General features: G+C 31.5%; 20 protein-coding genes and 1 pseudogene. 17 read left to right on the forward strand and 4 right to left on the reverse strand.

Translation table 11 applies throughout. The annotated features are described in order from the left end of the window. Positions 1–360 precede the first annotated feature (360 nt). From LGK97_RS16405 to LGK97_RS16445, 9 genes and pseudogenes are all read left to right on the forward strand, one after another. Positions 361–555, forward strand: a pseudogene (locus LGK97_RS16405) (DUF4256 domain-containing protein); the annotation flags it as partial. Positions 556–594: 39 nt separating this feature from the next. Then, positions 595–1,134: a cob(I)yrinic acid a,c-diamide adenosyltransferase gene (locus LGK97_RS16410; RefSeq protein WP_226260831.1), complete on the forward strand. Its 540-nt coding sequence runs from the start codon at positions 595–597 to the stop codon at positions 1,132–1,134. 208 nt (positions 1,135–1,342) lie between these two features. Next, on the forward strand, positions 1,343–1,978 hold the full coding sequence (locus LGK97_RS16415; RefSeq protein WP_226260832.1) for a Type 1 glutamine amidotransferase-like domain-containing protein: 636 nt from the start codon (positions 1,343–1,345) through the stop codon (positions 1,976–1,978). A gap of 25 nt (positions 1,979–2,003) precedes the next feature. After that, a complete protein-coding gene (locus LGK97_RS16420; protein WP_226260833.1) occupies positions 2,004–2,156 on the forward strand; it encodes a hypothetical protein in 153 nt (50 codons plus the stop codon). Positions 2,157–2,210: 54 nt separating this feature from the next. After that, a complete protein-coding gene (locus tag LGK97_RS16425; protein WP_226260834.1) occupies positions 2,211–2,489 on the forward strand; it encodes a hypothetical protein in 279 nt (92 codons plus the stop codon). A 102-nt stretch (positions 2,490–2,591) separates the two neighbouring features. After that, positions 2,592–3,173 (forward strand): flavodoxin family protein, encoded by a 582-nt coding sequence (locus tag LGK97_RS16430; protein ID WP_226260835.1) that lies wholly within the window; start codon positions 2,592–2,594, stop codon positions 3,171–3,173. 62 nt (positions 3,174–3,235) lie between these two features. After that, positions 3,236–4,126: a carbon-nitrogen hydrolase family protein gene (locus tag LGK97_RS16435; RefSeq protein WP_226260836.1), complete on the forward strand. Its 891-nt coding sequence runs from the start codon at positions 3,236–3,238 to the stop codon at positions 4,124–4,126. Between the two features lie 45 nt (positions 4,127–4,171). Further along, positions 4,172–4,834, forward strand: a complete 663-nt coding sequence (locus LGK97_RS16440; protein WP_226260837.1) for a hypothetical protein — start codon at positions 4,172–4,174, stop codon at positions 4,832–4,834. A gap of 223 nt (positions 4,835–5,057) precedes the next feature. After that, positions 5,058–5,582, forward strand: a complete 525-nt coding sequence (locus LGK97_RS16445) for a hypothetical protein (protein WP_226260838.1) — start codon at positions 5,058–5,060, stop codon at positions 5,580–5,582. Positions 5,583–5,678: 96 nt separating this feature from the next. On the opposite strand, the gene LGK97_RS16450 is transcribed toward LGK97_RS16445, so the two are convergent. Genes LGK97_RS16450 through LGK97_RS16460 form a run of 3 tightly spaced genes read right to left on the reverse strand, consistent with a single transcriptional unit; the run spans position 5,679 to position 8,922 of the window. Next, entirely contained in the window at positions 5,679–6,848 is a 1,170-nt protein-coding gene (locus LGK97_RS16450; protein ID WP_226260839.1) for an ABC transporter permease, read from the reverse strand. Then, positions 6,835–7,977, reverse strand: a complete 1,143-nt coding sequence (locus tag LGK97_RS16455) for an ABC transporter permease (RefSeq protein WP_226260840.1) — start codon at positions 7,975–7,977, stop codon at positions 6,835–6,837. The genes LGK97_RS16450 and LGK97_RS16455 overlap by 14 nt, the downstream gene beginning before the upstream one ends. A 12-nt stretch (positions 7,978–7,989) precedes the next feature. Then, positions 7,990–8,922, reverse strand: coding sequence for an ATP-binding cassette domain-containing protein (locus LGK97_RS16460; RefSeq protein ID WP_226260841.1), 933 nt, complete (start codon positions 8,920–8,922; stop codon positions 7,990–7,992). A gap of 194 nt (positions 8,923–9,116) precedes the next feature. Here LGK97_RS16460 and LGK97_RS16465 point away from each other — a divergent pair, with 194 nt between their 5' ends. The 8 genes from LGK97_RS16465 to LGK97_RS16500 all read left to right on the forward strand — a co-directional run bounded on the left by LGK97_RS16465 (position 9,117) and on the right by LGK97_RS16500 (position 19,176). After that, on the forward strand, positions 9,117–10,187 hold the full coding sequence (locus LGK97_RS16465) for a sensor histidine kinase (RefSeq protein ID WP_226260842.1): 1,071 nt from the start codon (positions 9,117–9,119) through the stop codon (positions 10,185–10,187). Then, the gene (locus tag LGK97_RS16470) at positions 10,184–10,807 is read left to right on the forward strand and encodes a response regulator transcription factor (RefSeq protein ID WP_226260843.1); all 624 of its coding nucleotides are present in this window, start codon (positions 10,184–10,186) and stop codon (positions 10,805–10,807) included. Before LGK97_RS16465 ends, LGK97_RS16470 begins: the two co-directional genes overlap by 4 nt. A 357-nt stretch (positions 10,808–11,164) precedes the next feature. Next, on the forward strand, positions 11,165–12,079 hold the full coding sequence (locus LGK97_RS16475; RefSeq protein WP_226260844.1) for an Rpn family recombination-promoting nuclease/putative transposase: 915 nt from the start codon (positions 11,165–11,167) through the stop codon (positions 12,077–12,079). Positions 12,080–12,364: 285 nt separating this feature from the next. Further along, positions 12,365–12,775, forward strand: coding sequence for an HIT family protein (locus tag LGK97_RS16480; protein ID WP_226260866.1), 411 nt, complete (start codon positions 12,365–12,367; stop codon positions 12,773–12,775). Further along, positions 12,765–14,174, forward strand: coding sequence for a Wadjet anti-phage system protein JetA family protein (locus tag LGK97_RS16485; protein WP_226260845.1), 1,410 nt, complete (start codon positions 12,765–12,767; stop codon positions 14,172–14,174). The genes LGK97_RS16480 and LGK97_RS16485 overlap by 11 nt, the downstream gene beginning before the upstream one ends. A gap of 2 nt (positions 14,175–14,176) precedes the next feature. Further along, positions 14,177–14,791, forward strand: a complete 615-nt coding sequence (locus LGK97_RS16490; protein WP_226260846.1) for a DUF4194 domain-containing protein — start codon at positions 14,177–14,179, stop codon at positions 14,789–14,791. Next, positions 14,760–18,002 (forward strand): ATP-binding protein, encoded by a 3,243-nt coding sequence (locus tag LGK97_RS16495; protein ID WP_226260847.1) that lies wholly within the window; start codon positions 14,760–14,762, stop codon positions 18,000–18,002. The genes LGK97_RS16490 and LGK97_RS16495 overlap by 32 nt, the downstream gene beginning before the upstream one ends. Further along, a complete protein-coding gene (locus tag LGK97_RS16500; RefSeq protein WP_226260848.1) occupies positions 17,989–19,176 on the forward strand; it encodes a Wadjet anti-phage system protein JetD domain-containing protein in 1,188 nt (395 codons plus the stop codon). The genes LGK97_RS16495 and LGK97_RS16500 overlap by 14 nt, the downstream gene beginning before the upstream one ends. Before the next feature lie 81 nt (positions 19,177–19,257). Here LGK97_RS16500 and LGK97_RS16505 read toward each other — a convergent pair whose 3' ends face one another. Next, entirely contained in the window at positions 19,258–20,331 is a 1,074-nt protein-coding gene (locus LGK97_RS16505; protein ID WP_226260849.1) for an Rpn family recombination-promoting nuclease/putative transposase, read from the reverse strand. Positions 20,332–20,363 lie beyond the last annotated feature (32 nt).

The following is a 20,363-nucleotide window of genomic DNA, read 5'->3' on the forward strand; positions in this document are numbered from 1 at the left end:
GTGTTAAACAACTTTAGTAGTATTAGTAATAATATGAAAAAGAACACTATGAATAAGGAATTAAACTTAGAAATTATAGTTTTATAACTTCTTATAAGTTTTAAGTAACGGATGTATGTTAGCAAGAAGCTGAAAATATCTGATGATGTTAGGGAATGAATGGGATTATTTTTCGCCATTTACCACTTGCCATGTGGGTTGCACTTCTGTAATATAAAGATGTATATACTTCATTTAGGAGAAGTAGTTTCTATTGAGTACAATGAAGATAAAGTGAATAGGATTATGGAGACTATGGATGAGGGGTGTTTTAATTATGAAAAATGAAAAAAAGATTTTGTTGGATATGATAAAATCACGGACCAATACAGGGAACTTCAGGAATTTGGGAATTTCGATGCTAAAACATCTAGTTGGATTAAAACACCTGGAGACATTAGAAAACTTGGTGGCGCAATCTTTGCAGATTTTCGTTATGGCAACGTCTTTGTATATCATAATGGTGTAGAATCTTACTATAGTGGTAGGGGATTTCGTGGGTGGATCAAGATATAGGTTTAATAAATAAATATTTTAAAAGGAGAGATGAATATAATGGGTAAATTAAAAAATGGATATGTGCAAGTTTATACTGGAAATGGAAAGGGGAAAACCACTGCAGCTGTTGGCCTTGCTATGCGTGCGGCAGGAAATGAGTATACAGTCTATATGGTGCAATTTTTAAAAGGTGGAAAAACTGGAGAACTTGAAAGTGCTAAAAAGCTAGCTCCGTTTTTTAATATATTTAGATTTGAAACAAAACGCGGGTTTTTTTGGACACTAAATGATGAGGAAAAGATTGAATTGAAAAAAGAAGTACAGAAGGCTTATCAGTTTTGCATGGATGCATTAAAAGAAGAAAAATGCGATATACTTATCATGGATGAGGTGATGGGAGCATTAAGCAATGATCTGATAAGTGAGAAGCAACTATTAGAATTAATAGCTAGCAAACCTGACAATATAGAGCTGGTTTTAACTGGGAGAAATGTTCCGAAATCCATAATAGATAAAGCAAACCTTGTAACAGAGATGAAGGACATAAAGCATTATTTTAATGACGGAGTGCCATCTAGGGAAGGAATAGAATTTTAATAAACCTGATGGTGATGATTCTTACTAGAGAAAAAGTGGAATATTGAAAGATATGGCAAGGTAAAGTTTTAAAAACGAAACGGATAGGTATTTATTGCTTATCTGTTTTGTTTTTTGAATGTACTTATCACTTGCCACTTGCCATGTGGGTGGCACTAGATGTATCATTAAAGTTATGAATTACTATTATTGGGGAGGGTGATATCTAATGGCAAAGTTAGTATTATATAGTGACCAAGTAATTGATGAAAATAGAAAAGTAGATGATGAACTACTGAAACTGTTTAACAAGACAAGCCCATCAATAGCATATATTCCATCCTGTTCAGATCTAAGTAGAATATATTTTAAGGAAAAAATTGATTATTATAAGGCATTAGGGATTGTGGATTTGAAGTATTTCGATTTAGATGAAGAATATGATGCATCAAGGGTGAAAGAGATATTTACATATGATGCTATTCATTTATCCGGAGGTAATACCTTTTACTTTTTACATCTTCTAAGGAAGAGAGGCTTAATTGATTTACTACAAGATTATGTGAAAGAAGGCGGAATCTTAATTGGTATTAGTGCTGGAAGTATAATGATGACTAAGGATATTAGTGTTGCTGGACTTGGGGAAAGAGGAGATTGTAATAATATAGGGATTGAAGATAACAGTGCTTTAGGGCTTGTGGATTTTGAATTTGCTCCTCATTGGGATGGAAATATGGAGTATATAAAACTATTAAGTAAATATGCTAAAGATAAAAATAAAGTAGTATATGCATGCAAAGATGGAGATGGAATAATAATAGATGGTGATGATATGAAGATAATTGGTGATGTTAAAAAAATATAATAATAAAAACGAAGGAGAAATAGATATGGATAAGAAATCGCTTAAAACAATGGGTGCAATAGCTTTAATGCTGGGAACAGCGTATGTAGTAGGTAAGCATATTTGGGAAGTTAAAAATGAGCCAATAGCAGTCTTTAAATATAGTGCAGAAACAGGGGAATTGGAGAGAATAAAATAAGGGTATAATTGAGACATTATTATAAAAAATTATAAGTAAATTAGGGGGCGACCTATGACCTTTTTTAAGAAAGAGAATACAAAGATGATTTTTATAATGCTTATTATTATTGGGGTAGTTTTAATATTATTTAATAATACAATTGGTATTTTTATAGCGGATAAAATATATTTCAACGCAATGAGCGGAGTTGAAAATACACCAGGTGTTATCATGACGCCTAATTATGATTTATTTACTATAAAAATAGTAGTATTTGGAGCAATATTTGCCATATGGGGTGGCGTGGGTTTAATTATAGAAGGTATTATTTTAAAATATAAAAATGTGTAGATTTAGTATGTTGTAGAGTATGACTAATTGAATCTACATAGAATTTCAGAATTACTTGGGGAGAACTAAAAATAAAAATTATTTGCAAGAGGTGAAATGACAATGAATATATGCATTTTGATGGGTAGCATGAAACATAATGGTAATACTGAAATGTTGCTACGACCATTTGTAGAGCAACTAAAATCTAAAGATTTAGAAGTTCAGTATATATGGTTATGCGATAAAGAAATTTTACCTTGTAGGAGCTGCTTTGCTTGTCAAAACATTGATGATAAACCAGGTTGCTCAATTAATGATGAAATGCAGCAAATATATAAAGCAGTCTTAGAAGCAGATTGCATAGTTTTTGCTACATCCATTTACTCTTGGTTCTGCACCACGCCAATGAAAATAGCTATGGACAGGTTCTTTTGTATGAATAAATTCTATGGGAATACAGAAAAACAATATGGTCTATGGGAGAATAAAAAGTGTGCCATTATAGCTACTTGTGGTTATGAAATAAAAAATGGCGCAGATTTGTTTGAGGAAGCGTTAAGACGTCTTGCAAAACATTCGCAGCTTGATTATATTGGAATGTTAGCAGTCAGAGATATTAATGGGATTATTGATTTTCAAACTGAAGAAGCCATAGATAAGTCTAAAGACTTTGCGATAAAAGTCTATAAAGAATGCAAATAAAGCTTGTATTTTTGCCACTTGCCACGTGGGTGGCACTAGAAGAGATGCGTGGAGGGTAGAACATGGAAAATATATTTAAAGTTGCAATTGTACAGGAAAACCGCGATGCTTATGACAGTGGATGGAATACGGAAAAGGGATTGAGTATTGTGAAAAAAGCTAAAGAACGCGGTGCTGATATTGTTTTATTTCCTGAATGCTGGATTACAGGATATGAATTCCCAAAGGTGGATGAAACATTAACAATTGAAGAAATTATGAAAACATCACAGTTTAGGCAGTGGAATGACTTGGCTATAGATGAAAACAGTCAGCATATAAAGGCATTTTGCAAGATTGCGAAGCAGCTAAGCATTGGTATTGTTATTACTGGTTATACAAAAGGGGTAAATAGACCGCAGAATTCGGCCTTTGTAATAAGCAAAAACGGAGAAATTCTTATAAAATATAGCAAAGTACATACTTGTGATTTTGCGGATGAACGAATGCTTGAATGTGGAGAACAATTTAAGGTCTGTGATTTTGAGGGCGTAAAAATTGGAATAATGATATGCTATGACAGAGAATATCCCGAAAGTGCCAGAATACTTATGCTAAAGGGAGCAGAAATAATTTTAGTTCCAAATGATTGTGGAGCAATGCTTCCTAGGGTTCAAGCGCTGTCCACTAGAGCCTATGAAAATATGGTTGGAGTTGCAATGGCAAATACACCTGGTAAAAATAAAGGATTATCCTGTGCATTTAGTCCAATTGTTTGGGATAAAAGTGGAGTGCCAATTGATAATGTAATTGTAATGGCAGATGATGAAACAGAAGATATTTTTATGGCAGAGTATGATATGAAAGAGTTAAGAGATTATAGAAGTCATGAGATGATGGGAAATACCTATCGCAAGGTAAAAGCATATTCTATGCTGCTGGGTGAGGAAATTCATGAACCGTTTAGGAGATAAGGTGCAATTTCTATTTTAATCAAACCAGGAAAGGGAGTAAAAAAAATGCCTTTTGCAATGACACATTTATGTATTTCATATAACATATTGATCAATACACCACAAATAAAGAAACCTTATGACTTTATGATTGGCGCCCTTGCACCAGATTCAGTTCATTTTAGGCATAATTATAATAGCGATATGAAAAAGAAAAGCCATTTATGCGTTGGTGATGAAAAGTGGGGTAGAGCTACAAATAATCAAGAGTGGTTAGAAAGTGTACTTGCTTTTTTACAAGAAAATAAACATATGGAAAACCAGGATTTTATATACGGATATTGTTCTCATATAATTGCAGATATACGCAACAATATTAAAATTTGGACTCCATTCCGTTTGGAAAATATAGAGCAACTGAAAAAGGATTTGGGTAGTGAATATCATGAAGAATCCTATGGTGTTGATTATGAATTATACTTATCAAGTTCCCACCAAAAGAAAATATGGGAAATTCTTGAGAACTCAATTGGATATGATATTCTAAATATTGTATCGGCAGATGAAATTAATGAAATGAAACACAATATCTTATATAAACAATTTTTCGGCAGAGAATCTGTAGATGTGTCTTTGAATAAATATGTTAAGTTTTCTCGTATGCAAGAGTTTATTTCCGAAGAATCTCAGTACATTAAAAATCTTTTGTATGAAAAACAAATAAAGTAGTTGTGAAAACAGAACGCATGATGAAACATAGGCTATGAACATTTAAAATGATGATATTTTAGTTCAACTTGCCACTTGCCACGTGGGTGGCACTATAGAAATAGTCTGTCATAGGGCTATTTTTTTGTAGGATGAGTTATAATTTATTAGCAATATTATTATAAAGTTTAACAAGTGTGGTATAATAGAATAATATATACAATTATGGGAAGGGTGGCTAATTATGATAAAGTTAAATAAGATTTGTTGTTTGCTTTTAGTAGGCATTCTTATGCTTAGTTTTGTTGGGTGTAGCACTAATGTCAGTGAAGATTCAAGTGTTGAAAGTGTCATAACCAAATATGTAAACACGTATTACACAATAACTAAAGATGACATAGACTTGTACAAAAAAATAGCAGGTGGTAATAAAGATATAAATGCCCTTGTAAGTGACACTAATAAAGCTAATGAAAAGTTTAAGAACTTAATGACTGATGCTGCATATGAAGACTTTATAAATACAAGAATTCCTTATGGAAGATGTAAAGAAGCCAGTGAAGGAAACTATTATGTAACTGTAAAAAGCATAAAATTTGAAAAGGATTCAGAGAATGCAGAAACCAAAGTATATTATTATGATATAGAACTGATACAAACATCTATAGCAGGAAACGAAGTTAAAAGTATTAAGGATAGAAAACAAATAACTCTATCTAAGATTAAAGACGGTTGGAAAGTTAGTAATTCGTATACGTATGGATATTAAAACAGATGAGTACTAGTTGCCCATCTGTTCTATTTTTTTAAAAACTTGCCACTTGCCACGTGGTGGCACTAGGCAATGGCCAACAGGGGCTAGCCCCTAGCTGTTAGTTATTCTCTTTTGTTTACTTACAACTAAAGCCACTGAAAAAACAGCCACGGCAAAACCTAGTTCTATTAGCATATAAGTGAATACCGGTGAAAGATTATCAAAACTGAAATTTGACAGTTTACCTATAACATTATTGCCTTTTACATACCAATAGGTAGGTGTAAAGCTAGCTATAGCCATGGCTTTATCACTTAGAACTTCCTGAGGGACAAATACTCCACTTAGGAAGGAAAGTCCTAGGGCTAGTACATTGGCCACGGCGGATTGAGCGTTTCTGTTTTTTATTAAAAGCCCTACAAGGTAGCTTATACTTAAGGCAACGATGGTAAAAACTAGAGCATTAATACATAACAGTAGGCCATTATAAGACATCATTTGATCTCTATTGAGGATAAATGCAAAACCAGCCATAACGCCGTAAGCAGCGAGGGCAAAAACTAGATTTCCCATAATTAGTTGTAAATTGAAGGACTTATTTTTCATTGGTGAGCATAGATTTCTTCTTTGCAGGTTTTTATTATTGAATACCATTAAAATTGAGCTTACCCCGAGTATCAATACTGAGAATAGTGAATAGGCCATGTAATTAAATGCGGATACAGCAAGGGCATTGTTTTGCTTTTTAACCCCGAAGGACTTTAATTCTACATTTGTATCTAAGGATGCTCCTTTAGAAACTTCTTTTGCTAAGTTTTCTGGTGTTATACCTTTGGAATTATTAATATATACTCTTGCCATATTAAAGTATTTATTTATGGACATATCCACATACATCCTACTTGTAGAGCCTGGCACTACAATCTTTTGAAGCTCTGTAGGCTTTCCCTGTAGAAAATCCTGGGTAAACCCCTTAGGTATTGTTACTATATACTCCACTTCCCTAAAGAAAAGAGCATCTTGTAATTTTTCTGGTTTATTTTCTACATCAATAAAGTTTGCGCTTTTTGATAAATATTCCTTGAAGCCTGTAATTAGAGCTGTGTTTTCGTCCAAATTTATGAAGGTAACATTGGTCTTAGTTTGAGAGAAATTTTCTTCGTTTTTTGTTGTTGCAGACAATGAATAAAGTAAAGATATTGCTAAGAAAATACCTAAAAATATAAACATTTGCGTCTTATTAGCTTTGATAATTTTAAAATAAACCTTAAAGACTGGCATACTTTTGCCTCCTTATAATGAAGTAAGTAGTAGCACAAAATACTAAAGATAAAAGGGTTAGCATGGAAATATTTATAAAAAATCGTTCATGGTTATTATAATAATATAGGGTGTAAAACCCATCAGTAATAAGGGTTGCTGGGTTTATATATGCTAATAGTGGAAAGCTTTTTTGTACAAGGTATTTCATATCTGAAGTCATCATCCCTGCTAAAAAAGATCCCAGCATACTTATACCTATTAATACCCCGGTTTTTATACCTTCACTTTTTTTAATAACAGCACCTATCATGGTCCCAAAGGAAATTCCAGTGGCAGAGCCTACAAAAGAGAGAATAAGAATATAAAGTATTTGATTACCAAAATCAATCTTTAAGCCAAAATGTAAATATGAAATCAAAATGGCAATTTCCATGCATTGAATAAAGAGTGCTGCGCAAAGACTATAAATAAACATCTTTATTTTATGAACTGGGGCCATATTAATTCTAGCGGCTCTTTTGGATAAATCTCCTTGTATATCAGTAACTTCTTTTACTCCAAAAAATCCTCCATATAAACATGCCATGGCAATAAGTGTATAAAAGAAATTAAGAGTTGTATCTGGTTTCCCCTTAGATGGTGAAATTTCATTAGTGTATTCTTTATAAGTTGTTACATCCTTTATCAAAGCAGTAGGGTTTGCCCCAGGATTTTTTGCTATAATAGTTTCTATGGTACTAGCACTTTCTTTATAATCATCTAAGAAAGTCTTAATCACCGTTTGATTTATGCCTCGGGATTTAACTACTAGATTTATCTCTGGATTTAGATAAATATAACCTTCTATTCTACTATTTTTAAGAAGATCCTCAGCGATTTTATCATCTGTGAAAGTCACATTAAAAAGTTTGCCTGCGCCATCCTTAGATACCTCGGCTATAGCACCCTGTAGGCCAACATTTCCAAGGTAGTAGTTGCTATTTACCACTGCGATATCAATAGTTTTAAACATCTCACCTTGGGAAATATTAGAAAGAGCTACTTTGAATAATGTACCTAAAACGATTGGAAACATTAAAGTCCAAAAGATCAGTTGCTTATCTCTTAATAAACATTTAATTCTTGTGAAAAATATATGAATAAACAAACTTATTCCCCCTTAATCCCTAAGCTCTTTGCCGGTTATTTCTAAGAAAACATCATTGAGTGTTGGCAACTGCGAGTATATCTTCCCAAACTCAATATTATGATCATTTAAAAATTCTATAATTCTAACTATATTATTTTTACCTTTTGTAGATCTAATCACTAGAGTGTTTTCTCTATATTCAGCCTTGTCCACTGTGGATAATTCTCTTATCTTATCTAAATCACCAGTGGATAAATTAAATATTTCCACGGTAATTTTTTCGGCAATTTTAATCATAGCTTTTAATTCTTCTTTTGTTCCAAGAGCCACGGTTTTGCCTTTGTCTATTATGGCTATTCGGTCACAAAGCTGTTCAACTTCCTCCATATAATGAGTGGTGTATATAATTGTTACTCCATTTTCATTCAGCTTTTTAATGCCGGACAGAATATTATTTCTACTTTGAGGGTCAACTGCCACAGTTGGCTCGTCTAGAATTAAGAGCTTTGGCTTATGAGCAATACCACAAGCTATATTAAGACGTCTTAAAAGTCCTCCACTTAATTTCTTTGGATAAAACTTTTTAAAGTCATTTAGTGCCACAAAATCTATAGCTTCCTCTACAAGTGCTTTTCTTTGTAGCTTATCCGTTATATAAAGTCCACAGAAATAATCTATATTTTCATATACTGTGAGTTCCTCAAATACCGCAACGTCTTGCATAACAACCCCAATATCCTTTTTAATATCATAAGCATCAGGTCCCATAGGTTTGCCAAAAATACTTATTTCACCCTTATCATACTTAAGAAGTGAAAGTATACAGTTTATTGTGGTGGATTTACCTGAGCCATTTGGTCCTAAGAGTCCGAAAATTTCACCCTCTTTAACTTCCAAATTTAAATGATCTAATGCTAAAAGCTCATTGTATCTTTTTACTAAATTATTAACTTTTACTATCATAAATTTTCCCCAGCCCTTCAATCTATATTTTTATAAATGAATTCTCTCTATAGATATATTGTACGTTTTCATGGTATGATTTGTAAGTGAATATAATCATTATTCATGGTGACAAATGTAATATGATAAAGTGTCAAATAAAAATAATTTGAAGGAGGTGTCAATGGGAATCTCTATTTCCATTGGTATACGAGATGCATGAAATTGTAGACAAATTAGTTATTTTTCTCTGTTGCATAAGTATATATCTACTTGAATTAGCTCATGGTTTATTCATTTTCCCAGTAATTTTAGTATTAACACTGAGTAGCATAAATAGCTATTTTGAAGATGATAAATTACATATGCTGATTTTTATAATATATAGCATACTATGTGTGTTTTTTAGTGAACTTTTAGTATTTCTTCCTCTGATTTTATATGACGTAATATCTAGCAAATTCCGCTTCATTTATCTATTTGGTCTTATACCAATAATAAGTAATCAGGGATATTTGTCTAATAGAATTACTTTCATAACCCTTGCATTTATTGCATTAACTATACTCTTAAAGATTCGTACTATTTCTGCAAGGAACCTTAAAGAGGAGTATATAAACTTTAGAGACAAGACCTGCGAACTTTCCATAAAGCTTGAAGATCAAAATGCTTCGCTTATAGTAAGCAAAGATTACGAAATAAATCTTGCCACCTTAACAGAAAGAAATAGGATCGCAAGAGAAATTCACGATAATGTGGGTCATATTTTATCAAGGTGCCTTTTGCAAATTGGGGCTCTAATAGTTATTAACAAGGATTCTACTATAAAGGAAAGCCTTAACGGAGTTAAAGATACATTATCAGAGGCAATGGATAGTATTAGAAAAAGTGTACATGATCTTCATGATGATTCTATAGATTTGCATGACCAAATTTATGCGCTTACGAAAACATTTTCTTTTTGCCACATAAAGCTTAATTATGACATTAGTGAAAATCCTGATAAGAGGATAAAATATTCATTTATATCTATAGTTAAGGAAGCCATATCTAATATTATTAAGCACTCTAGCGCCACGGAGGTGTCTATAACTCTTAACGAACACCCTGGATTTTATCAACTTATTATTGCAGACAATGGGGTTGTAGAGGGGTATAACATTGAAAATGGCATTGGTATTAGAAATATAATAGATAGGGTTTCTGCGCTGCGAGGCAATGTTAACATAAATACGGATAAGGGGTTTAAGATATTTATATCAATTCCAAAGGAGATTATAAAATGAAGGTTTTAATTGTAGATGATGATAAATTAGTATGTGCATCGCTAAAAGTTATTTTAGAATCAGATCTAGAAATAGAAGTGGTTGCCTTGGGGTATAACGGAAAAATGGCAATAGAGCTATATGAAAAGCTAAAGCCGGATATATTATTAATGGATATACGAATGGACACAATGACAGGCCTTAGTGGCGCTGAAATAATTCTCTCCAAATATAAAGAGGCTAAAATACTGTTTCTCACTACTTTTTCTGATGATGAATACATTATAAAAGCCTTAAATATTGGTGCAAAGGGTTATCTTTTAAAGCAAAACTTTGATAGCATCATTCCATGCCTTAAAGCAGTGCAAGCTGGTCAGACGGTTTTCGGCAATGAAATAATAACTAAAATTCCATTTCTAATCACAGAAAACAATAAATTTAAATTAACGGATTTTGATATAAGTGACCGGGAATTTGAGATAATAGCTAAGGTAGCTAATGGTTTAAATAATAAAGAAATATCGCAGATGCTATTTTTGAGTGAGGGAACTGTAAGAAATTATATTAGCGCAATACTAGAAAAGCTCAGTCTACGTGACCGAACTCAATTGGCGATTTTTTATTTTGAGAATATAAAGTAAGTGTAGGATGTGGGAGTTTCACTTATAAATAAAAATTCAAATGAGGATATCCAGTATTATAAAAAAGAAGATTAATATAAAATTATTGATTTACTAAGTGAGAATTTATCCAGTGAAATTGTTAAGATAAAGAACTAAAAGTTGGCAAGTTAATTATAAAGTTAGTAAGTGTTTATGTTTGATAAATGATACAATATATACAGGTGAGAATTAATAGGAAACTTGCCACTTGCCACGTGGGTGGCACTAAATTAAGTTTTCTATGGTATAATAGAAGCAACTAATTGAAGTGATTAATGGTATTAGTTTTTGGTTAAAATTATATTGTACCTATTAAATAATGGGAGGGAATATAATATGATAACTAAAAGCGAAGAAATTAGCACAGATAATGATGAATGTAATGATGGTTTTATAATGTCACCTAAAATAGATTTTGTATTTAAACTTATTTTTGGTGATGAAAATAATAAAGATGTGTTAATTGCTTTTTTAAGTGCAGTTTTGAAACTGCCTATAGAAGAATTTCAAGGAATAGAATTGGTAAATACAGAACTATTGAAGGAGTTTAAAGAAGATAAAAAAGGAATTTTGGATGTAAGAGTAAAGACTAAAAATAATGAGTATATAGATATAGAAATACAGGTATTACCTACACCATTTATGGCAGAAAGAAGCCTGTTTTATTGGTCAAAGATGTATAAGAGCCAAGTTGTACCTGGAGAAACCTATGATAAACTTGAAAAATGTATAGCTATAAATATTGTTGATTTTGAGCGAATACCATTAGAAAAGATTCATACAAGTTTCCATGTCTTAGAAGATGAAACTGGATATAAACTAACGGATGTTCTTGAAATACATTTTTTAGAACTGCCAAAGCTTGCAAGGCTTGGAAACATAAAAAACACTGATGACAAAGTTTTAGATTGGCTTAAGTTTTTAGATGCAAATTCAAAGGAGGGGTTGGAAATGCTTGCACAGAAAAATGAAAATATAAAGACTGCCTATGAAATCCTTAAAAGAGTCAGTAAAAGCAAAGAAGCTAGAATGGCATACGACGCTAGACAAGCAGAAATTATGGATCAGTTAACAAGAGAAAATACAGCTAGAAAAGAAGGAATAGAGAAGGGAATACAAGAAGGAATAGAAAAGGGAATAGAGAAGGGAATAGAAAAAGTAGCAATGAGTTTATTAGACGTTCTTGATGATGAGACAATTTCAGCTAAAACAGGCTTAACTGTTGAATTTGTTAATGGACTTAGAAAATAATATTTTATTGAAGAGAAAACAGTATGCAAGAAAATGTATCGTAAAGTGAACTTTAAAAATGAGACAGATAGGTATTTATTGCTTATCTGTTTTATTTTGAAACTAAAGGATGTAAATTTTCTACCATATTGGACAATACTATTAAAGGATATTATAACTTATATAGAGAAATTAATTTAATATAGGTAATATTATTTAAAGGTTATAGAAGTTTAGGTGTGATTGTATGAAGTTTAGGCTGATAAAACCAAGCTTAACTAAAAATATTTATAGCAGGACAAGTTAATAAAGAATAATAAAAATAAAGGAGCAATAGCCATGACAGAATGTATATTTTGCAACTGTAATCGTTCAGAAATAATAGCGGAGAATAGATATGCCTTTGCTATACTCGATCATTTCCCGGTAAATGAAGGCCATTGTTTGATTATACCTAAAAGGCACTTTTTTAGTTTTTTTGAGGCAAGTGAGGAAGAAATTAAAGCAATATATAGCTTGCTGCATGAAGTTAAAGAAATATTTGATGTTCAATACGAACCAGCGGGTTATAATATAGGCATTAATGAAGGAACTCACGCAGGACAAACTGTTGAGCATATGCATGTGCATTTGATTCCTAGGTATGTGGGGGACGTCGAGGACCCTAGAGGTGGAGTGAGAAATTTGAAAAAGGCATTGGTGGAGTATGAGGGGTAGGGATAGTATTCATTTATTTAATTTGGTACCTGATAATTTGTTTTCGCCTTTGGCGTCGGCTAATAGATATTTATATGCGGAGATTATTTTTATTACATATAAGTTGGTTCAGAATGGATTGTCCTATGGAATAGAGAAAGATATATTGGTGGATGAAATAGAGTCAATACTTAGGGAAAGAAATATAGAAAATCTAGAGGAAGAGTTAGGGGATGCTGCTTTAAGTTTTAAGGATAAGGCAAATAGTTTGGTGAGAAAGTTAATTGATTATGGATGGTTTTATAAGGAAACTACCAATAATTATAAAGAAATAATTAATTTTAATGATTATGCGGTGGTTATAATTGATGCGTTGCAAAAGATTATGAATAAGGAAACACTGGAGTATCAAGGAAATATTATATCCATATATCACTTGTTATATTCTTCGGAGAATATAAATAATGGGGTGCTATTAAAGCAGGTCTTTGAGAATACTAAGGAGATATTGGGCGCTCTGAAAACTTTGAATGCAAATATTAAAAAGTATATAGATGCTTTGACTAAGAAGCAAACACCAGAGGATATTATGGAGTCGCTTTTTAAGGATTATATGATTAATATTGTGGATAAGTCTTATCATAGGTTAAGAACCTCGGATAATATATCTAAATATAGGCCTAAGGTGATTTTAAAGCTTGAGGAATTAAGTTATGACAGTAATTTTATAGAGGGTGCTGCGAAGTTTTTTATGGAAGAAGAGGGTTTAAAGGAGTTAGAAGAGGGTAAAGAAAGAGCAATTACAATTATACATGAGGTTATTTATGCCTTTAATAATTTGGATGATATTATGGAAGAGATTGATAGTAAGAACTCAAAGTATCAGAGGGCTGCGGTTACTAGGGCGAAATTTTTGCTGAATAATTCAAGGGATTTAGTTGGACAGGTAAAAAGGGTTTTACAGTTTGCGGCAGATTGTTATAAGGATACAGAGATGAAGTTAACTGAGGATTCCATAGAGGAACTTATGGATCTATTTACGTTATACACTCATGGATACATTGATGAATCTTCTCTTTATACGTCCAATGAAGGAAAGAAGTCTTTTGAACCAAAAGCTTTAGTTTTAAAAGAGATTTCTAAAGAGGAAAGAGAAAGAAAAATTGAAGAATTTAGAATAAAGCAGGATAAAAAGTATTCTATGGACAAGGTTAATAGCATAGTTTTAGAGCTTCTGCAAAATAAGTCTATGATGTACGCAAGTGATATAGAAATTAATACAATTGAGGACTTTATAAAAATTATATATATAAGATTATATTCCTCTTCAATTTTATCAAAATACAAGTTTGTAAAAAGAAACGATATGATAAATAACGCTGGCTATAGCTTCAAAAACTTTGAAATCTGGAGGAAATAAGGTTGAGAGTAGAAGAATTTAACATAAGGAACAAGGAAAATTTTAAAAAAGTGTGTAACAAACTTTTGAGTGTATGCTTCATATGCAAGAAAAAAGAAGATACGAAAAGTGATTACTACTATGTAGAAAGTAATTTAGAGGCGCTGAATGAATATTTAGAGCTACTGGACTATGAAATAGAGATAAATAAAAGTATCGGAGTTGCTCAGCTTATAAATAAAGTTAACACAAATAAAGTAAACCTAAAGCTTATAGATAGCATATTGCTTTTGATACTTAGAATTCTTTATCACGAAAAGATGGAGGAGCTAAGTCTTACTGAGGATATAATGATTCAAGTATCAGAAATACAAGAAAAATTTATAGCGCTAGACTTCCAGGATAAATTAATGGATAAAACAAAGCTTTTGGATAGCTTAAGAACATTAAAACGTTATAATATAATTCAAAATTTAGATACTAATATGACTTTAGGTGACTCTAGAATTATAATATATCCTTCTATACTTATGGCATTAAGAATGGAGGATATAACAAAGGTATATGAAAAATTAAACACATATAAGAGAAAGGGGGTGAAAGAAGATGAAGAAACTAGTAACAATGAGACTGATTAATTGGCATGCCTTTGTTGATGAAACTATAGACATTAAAAACTCAGTGCTGATTTCAGGTGATAATGGAGCGGGTAAGTCTACTATATTAGATGCTATACAGTTTATTTTAACCTGCAATAAAAATAATTTTAATAAAGCTGCAAATGAGAATTCAAAAAGAAATCTTACAGGATATGTTAGGTACAAAACTGGAAGAGAAGGAAGTGAGTACTCAAGAAGCGGTGATATAACGTCACATGTGGCTCTTGAATTTTATGAGGAAAACAGAAAAAATTATTTTATTATAGGTGCCGTTATTGATTCGTCTTCTGAAACCTCTGAAAAAGTTATGTTTTATAGAATAGAAAAACATAGATTAAAGGATGTAACCTACATAGATAAGGGCATACCTCTAGATATATCTAATTTTAGGACAACACATAGAAATAAAAGTATTCAGCCCTATAATACCTATGGAGAGGCAAAAAAAGATTTCTTAAATAAGTTTGGAAGATTAGGAGAAAAGTTTAATGAGCTATTGCCTAAAGCGCTTGCTTTTAAGCCAATTAAGGATATTAAAGATTTCGTTTATCAGTATATATTAGAAGAGAAAGAACTTAGTATAGATAATTTAAGAGAGAATATAAGAACTTATAAAGAGTGTCAAAACCTAGTGGATGATGTTAAAAGAAGGATAGAAAAGCTTCAGCGAATAAAGGAAAGCTATGAGGATTATGATAGGGCGGTAAGCAATGTAAATTTGCACGCCTTTATAATTGAAATAGTGGAAAAAGAAATAATTAAAGAAGAGATAAGCATATTAGAGCAAAGGCTTAAAAATGCTAATAATGATAGGCAGGCAAAGGAAAGACAACATGAAGAGCTAAATAGTAGGATAAGTCAAAGTGAGGAAAAAAGAAATAGTATTCAAATGACTTTGAATACAAATGAAGAGTTTCGGGCTTTAGCGGAGATAGATAAAAGAGTAGGGGATAAAGAAAAGTTACTAGAAGAATTATCAAAGAGTAAGATATCATTTGTTAATAAATTAAAAGAAGAGGAAAAAAGACTTCAACGCATAAGAGAACTGGGAATTGAAAGGATAGATATAACAACGCTTTTAGATCTTACAAAAGATATTAATGGAGAATTAGAAAACTTTATAAACCTTGCAAAAGCTTTAAATGAAAGACTTTTGCAAAGAAGAGATGAAGATTTTGTGGCATTAGCAAAACATGAGATGGAAAGCGAAACACAAAGAGATGCATTAAAGGAAGTAGAAGAAAGTATAAAGGAACTTGAAAAAAGGAATCTTCAATATCCTAGGAATGTAGTTCTTTTAAAGGAAGAAATATTAAGTAACTTTAAAACACTAGGCATAAAGGATGAACCTAAAATATTATGCGAGATACTGGAGATTACTGATTTAAAGTGGAAGAATGCAGTGGAGGGTTATTTAAATACTCAGAGATTTTATCTTATAGTTGAAGGAAAGAATTTTGATAAAGCTCTTTCGGTGTATGATAGGTTGGTAAAGAAAAATGGAATTCATTCTGTGGGTCTTATAAATACCTTGAAACTTGAAAAATATGATGAAGCTGATACAAGTTCTTTAGCTGCGGTGGTTACATCTAAAAGTAGGGAAGGCAAAAGATTTATCAATATGATTTTAGGTAAAGTGACAAGGGAAGAGGATATTAAAAAATTAAAGGACCACAAAACTGCCATTACGCCAGATTGTATGGTATATAAAAATTATGTGGCAAGGGCAATTGATCCTGAAGTTTATAAAAGGCCATATATAGGAGAAGACGCGTACAAAATTCAACTAGAGGAATTTAAGGAGAAAAGGGAGATTCTTAAAGAAAAATTAGTTCAGCTTTCAGGGAAGAAGAAGGATTTAGAAAGCGTAATAAATATAATAAAAGACATTAAGTTAGATAGAATAAGCGAAGAGGTTTATGTAGTTAGAAAAGAGCAAAATGAAAAATTAGCTTTAGAGTCACTAAAAAGAGAAAAAGAAGAACTGTCTAAAAACAATACCTTTATAGAACTAAACCTTAAACTAGAAGATGTTAAAAAGGAAATAGATGGTTTGAAAAAAGAATATAATAACTTAGCTATAAAAATTGGTGCTTTAGGAAATGAAATAGAAATTAGCAAAAGAAATATAACAATGAAATCAGGTATTGCGGGTCAAAAGGAAGAGGATTTAAGAGAAAAGAGCTTAAAAAGTGCAGCGATTTTTGAAGAGGCGGAAAAGAGAGTTCAAGTAGAAAGAAAAGCAAAACAATTAGAAACTATAAAAGTAAACTTCACAACTTCAAAAAACAATAATGACACAAGAAGGCTAAACAGATTAGAAGAGTTAAAGAATTTACAGGGCGACTATAATAGGGAATATGAATTTGGAGCAGCCCTTGGAAAAGATGGAATCGATAGCTTTTTAGGTGAAGTAGAAAAACTAAGAAAAAGTACAATTATAGAATATGAGGACAATGTAAAGCAGGCAAAGGAAAGAGCAGAGCTTGAGTTTAGAGAGCATTTCATATCAAAAATAAATGAAAATATAACTGTAGCGAAAAAAGAATTTAGAGAATTAAATAGGGCTCTTCACGGGGTTAGTTTTGGAAATGAAGAGTATGAATTTAAGATAGAAAAAAGCAAAGATGTGAAAATAAATAAATATTATGACATGATAATGGATGAAAGAAACATAGGGGAAGGTTTTACATTATTTACACAGGAATATGAAAATAAATACAAAGAAATATTAGAAGAACTTTTTGACAAGCTAACTATAGACGGAGAAACAGAAGATAGGGAATTACAAAGGTTTACTGATTATAGAAGCTATATGAATTATGATATAAAAATAAAACATTCAAATGGCGAGCATTCACTATTTTCAAAGGTATGCAAAGAAAAGAGCGGTGGAGAAACTCAAACACCATATTATGTAGCAATGGCAGCTTCCTTTGTGCAGCTTTACTCAATGCCAACAAATTCAGAGCCAATAGGATTAATATTATTTGACGAGGCTTTTGATAAAATGGATGAGAGCAGAATAGTTGCAATGATGGAATTCTTTAATAGATTGCCACTGCAGTTAATAATAGCAGCACCTCCACAAAAAATAGACACTATAGCTCCTTTTGTAAATACCACTTTATTAACAATAAAAGGGGAAAATTATAGTTTGATTGAGGGTTATAGCAATGAAAAAGTATAAGGAAGAAATATTAAATAGTTTAATAGATAGTTACGAAAGAAGTGCCCTATATAAGGGGACTTCTTTAAATCAGAGGAAAATATCCTTGAAAGTAACAGCCAGAACAATAAAAGATTACTTTGATGAGAATGATTATAATAAAAAAGAGACAATAGATCAAAGTGCTAAAGAATTAGAGAACCTTGAGATAATTCATATACAATGGGGAAAAGGCTACGAAAGCCATCTAATAAAAAGTATTGATTTGAATGTAAGAAGTATTAATGAGGCTTACAAATTATTAAAAAGAAAGCCAAAGGAATCCAGTGAAGAAGAATGTATCAACTTATTAGCAAAGTATTCTCTTGAAAGTAACCTGCTAGGGGATTTTTGCAAAACCATGATTCGAAAACTAGAGGAAAAGTCTTCTATAAAAAAGTACTTAGACATTGAAAACATTGGGGAATGTGCTGAGATTCTATGGGCTATAAAAAATATAATAGCACAAGAAGATGAGATATTTAAACGGAATTTTTCTATAAGAATCTTTGGGGATTCAAAGAAATTTGAAGTGCTAGAAAATAAAGTTTTGAGAATACTAAAGGATTTTAGTGAGGAAGAAAACTTGACATTAGGGGGATTTAACATATTAAGCAATCCGAGTTATGTTCACTTTAAAGGGGATGCAAGGATTAAATTAACCGAAAAAGTTTTGGATATAGGGGAATTAAAGTTTGGAATAGGTATAAGCTCGCAAGATTTGAAAGAGATAATAGATATACAGATAAATACTCCAAAGGTAATAACCATAGAAAATCTCACAACATTTAATACCTTTAATGATAGTGACTTTGTGTGTATATATTTAGGTGGCTTTCATAACAATGCAAGAAGAGAGCTTCTTAAGAAAATAAAAGCAAGTAATGAGAAGGCGGAGTTTTATCACTTTGGAGATATTGACTGCGGTGGATTTAAGATACTTAAGCATTTAATAGAGAAAACTTCAATAAACTTTATTGCCTATAATATGGATTTAAACACATTGATTAGCGGAAGAAGATATTGCAAAGAATTAACACAAAACGATAAGAAAATACTTGTGGAAATGCTTAAGGATGAATGTTTCAAAGAGTACTTAGAGGTTTTTGAGTACATGCTTAGTGAAAATGTAAAGCTTGAGCAGGAGCATTTGTAATAGGGTAAACTTAAGATAAACTTAACTATAAATATTAAGTAAAGAAGGGATTTTAATGGACGGAAATAATCCGTCCATTTCCTATAAGTATTTGTCTATATCCTCGATTTTTTCTAAATCGAAAATATCCGTTGCTATTAGCTCAATTGTTTCCTCTGGCAATTCTTTAATCTTACTTAGATAGTAATCAGAAAGGCCATGGAATTTTTTTGTTAATTGAGTGATAAGTAGGTCGGATTTACCCTTAGCTTCACCTTCTTTAATACCTTCTTTAATGCCCTCTTTAATGCCTTCTTTAATGCCTTCTTTAAGACCCTCTCGAACTCCTTCTTCTAAACCTTCTTTTATTGCATCGTTTTTTAATTTATTAAAGATGTTTGATGCATTAGAAACCATAATTGTAACCCCCTCATTTTCATTATTAAATATATTTTCTACTAATGTGTTCATATCTACTACTTCATTGTTATTAGTGGTATTTTTGATCCAACCCTTTAATAAGAGTTTTTGCTCAGCAGTTAATTTGCTGAAATTAACAACTATATCCTTTAATCTTTGTAAAAACTCCATGGCATCAATATCTTGATCTAATAAAAATATGGCTGCGACTATATTTTTAAATTCATACAAATACTCCTTTGAGTATCTGTTTATATCAACTAATACATATTTGAAATTTAAGATGTTATCGCCAAATAATTGACTTTCATTAATGATATCCTTAAAGCACCTAGCACAAGTCCATTTTTTCCTACCATTATAAAGAACTATAGGAACAATGGCAGGAAGCCGATAATCTTTTCTTCTGATTTCTCTATTCTCACTATTTCTTAGTACATCTCTCCATAATTCTACCATATACATTAACAATCGAATAGGCATAGTATTATCTACACTAGATTGAAGCTCTAGAAGTACATAGAAAATTACATTGTCTGATCCGATAGTTGTTTGATATACTATGTCAGATTCTGATTTTTCATAATCTGATGAAATATATGATTTATCAATGAGTATTAATTTGTCTGCATCTAATTTATCTACCCAGTCGCCTTGAACAAAGGTATTGAGTAAAGATAAAAAGGTATCCTTAGTTGAAAACAAATCCTTATAACTTTTATCATGGATATCGTTTATTTTCTTCTTAAAGCTCATTTGTACACTCTCCATTATATCAAATTTTCACT

This window comes from Clostridium sp. CS001, from assembly GCF_020443565.1.
In the GTDB taxonomy this organism is placed as follows: domain Bacteria; phylum Bacillota; class Clostridia; order Clostridiales; family Clostridiaceae; genus Clostridium_AD.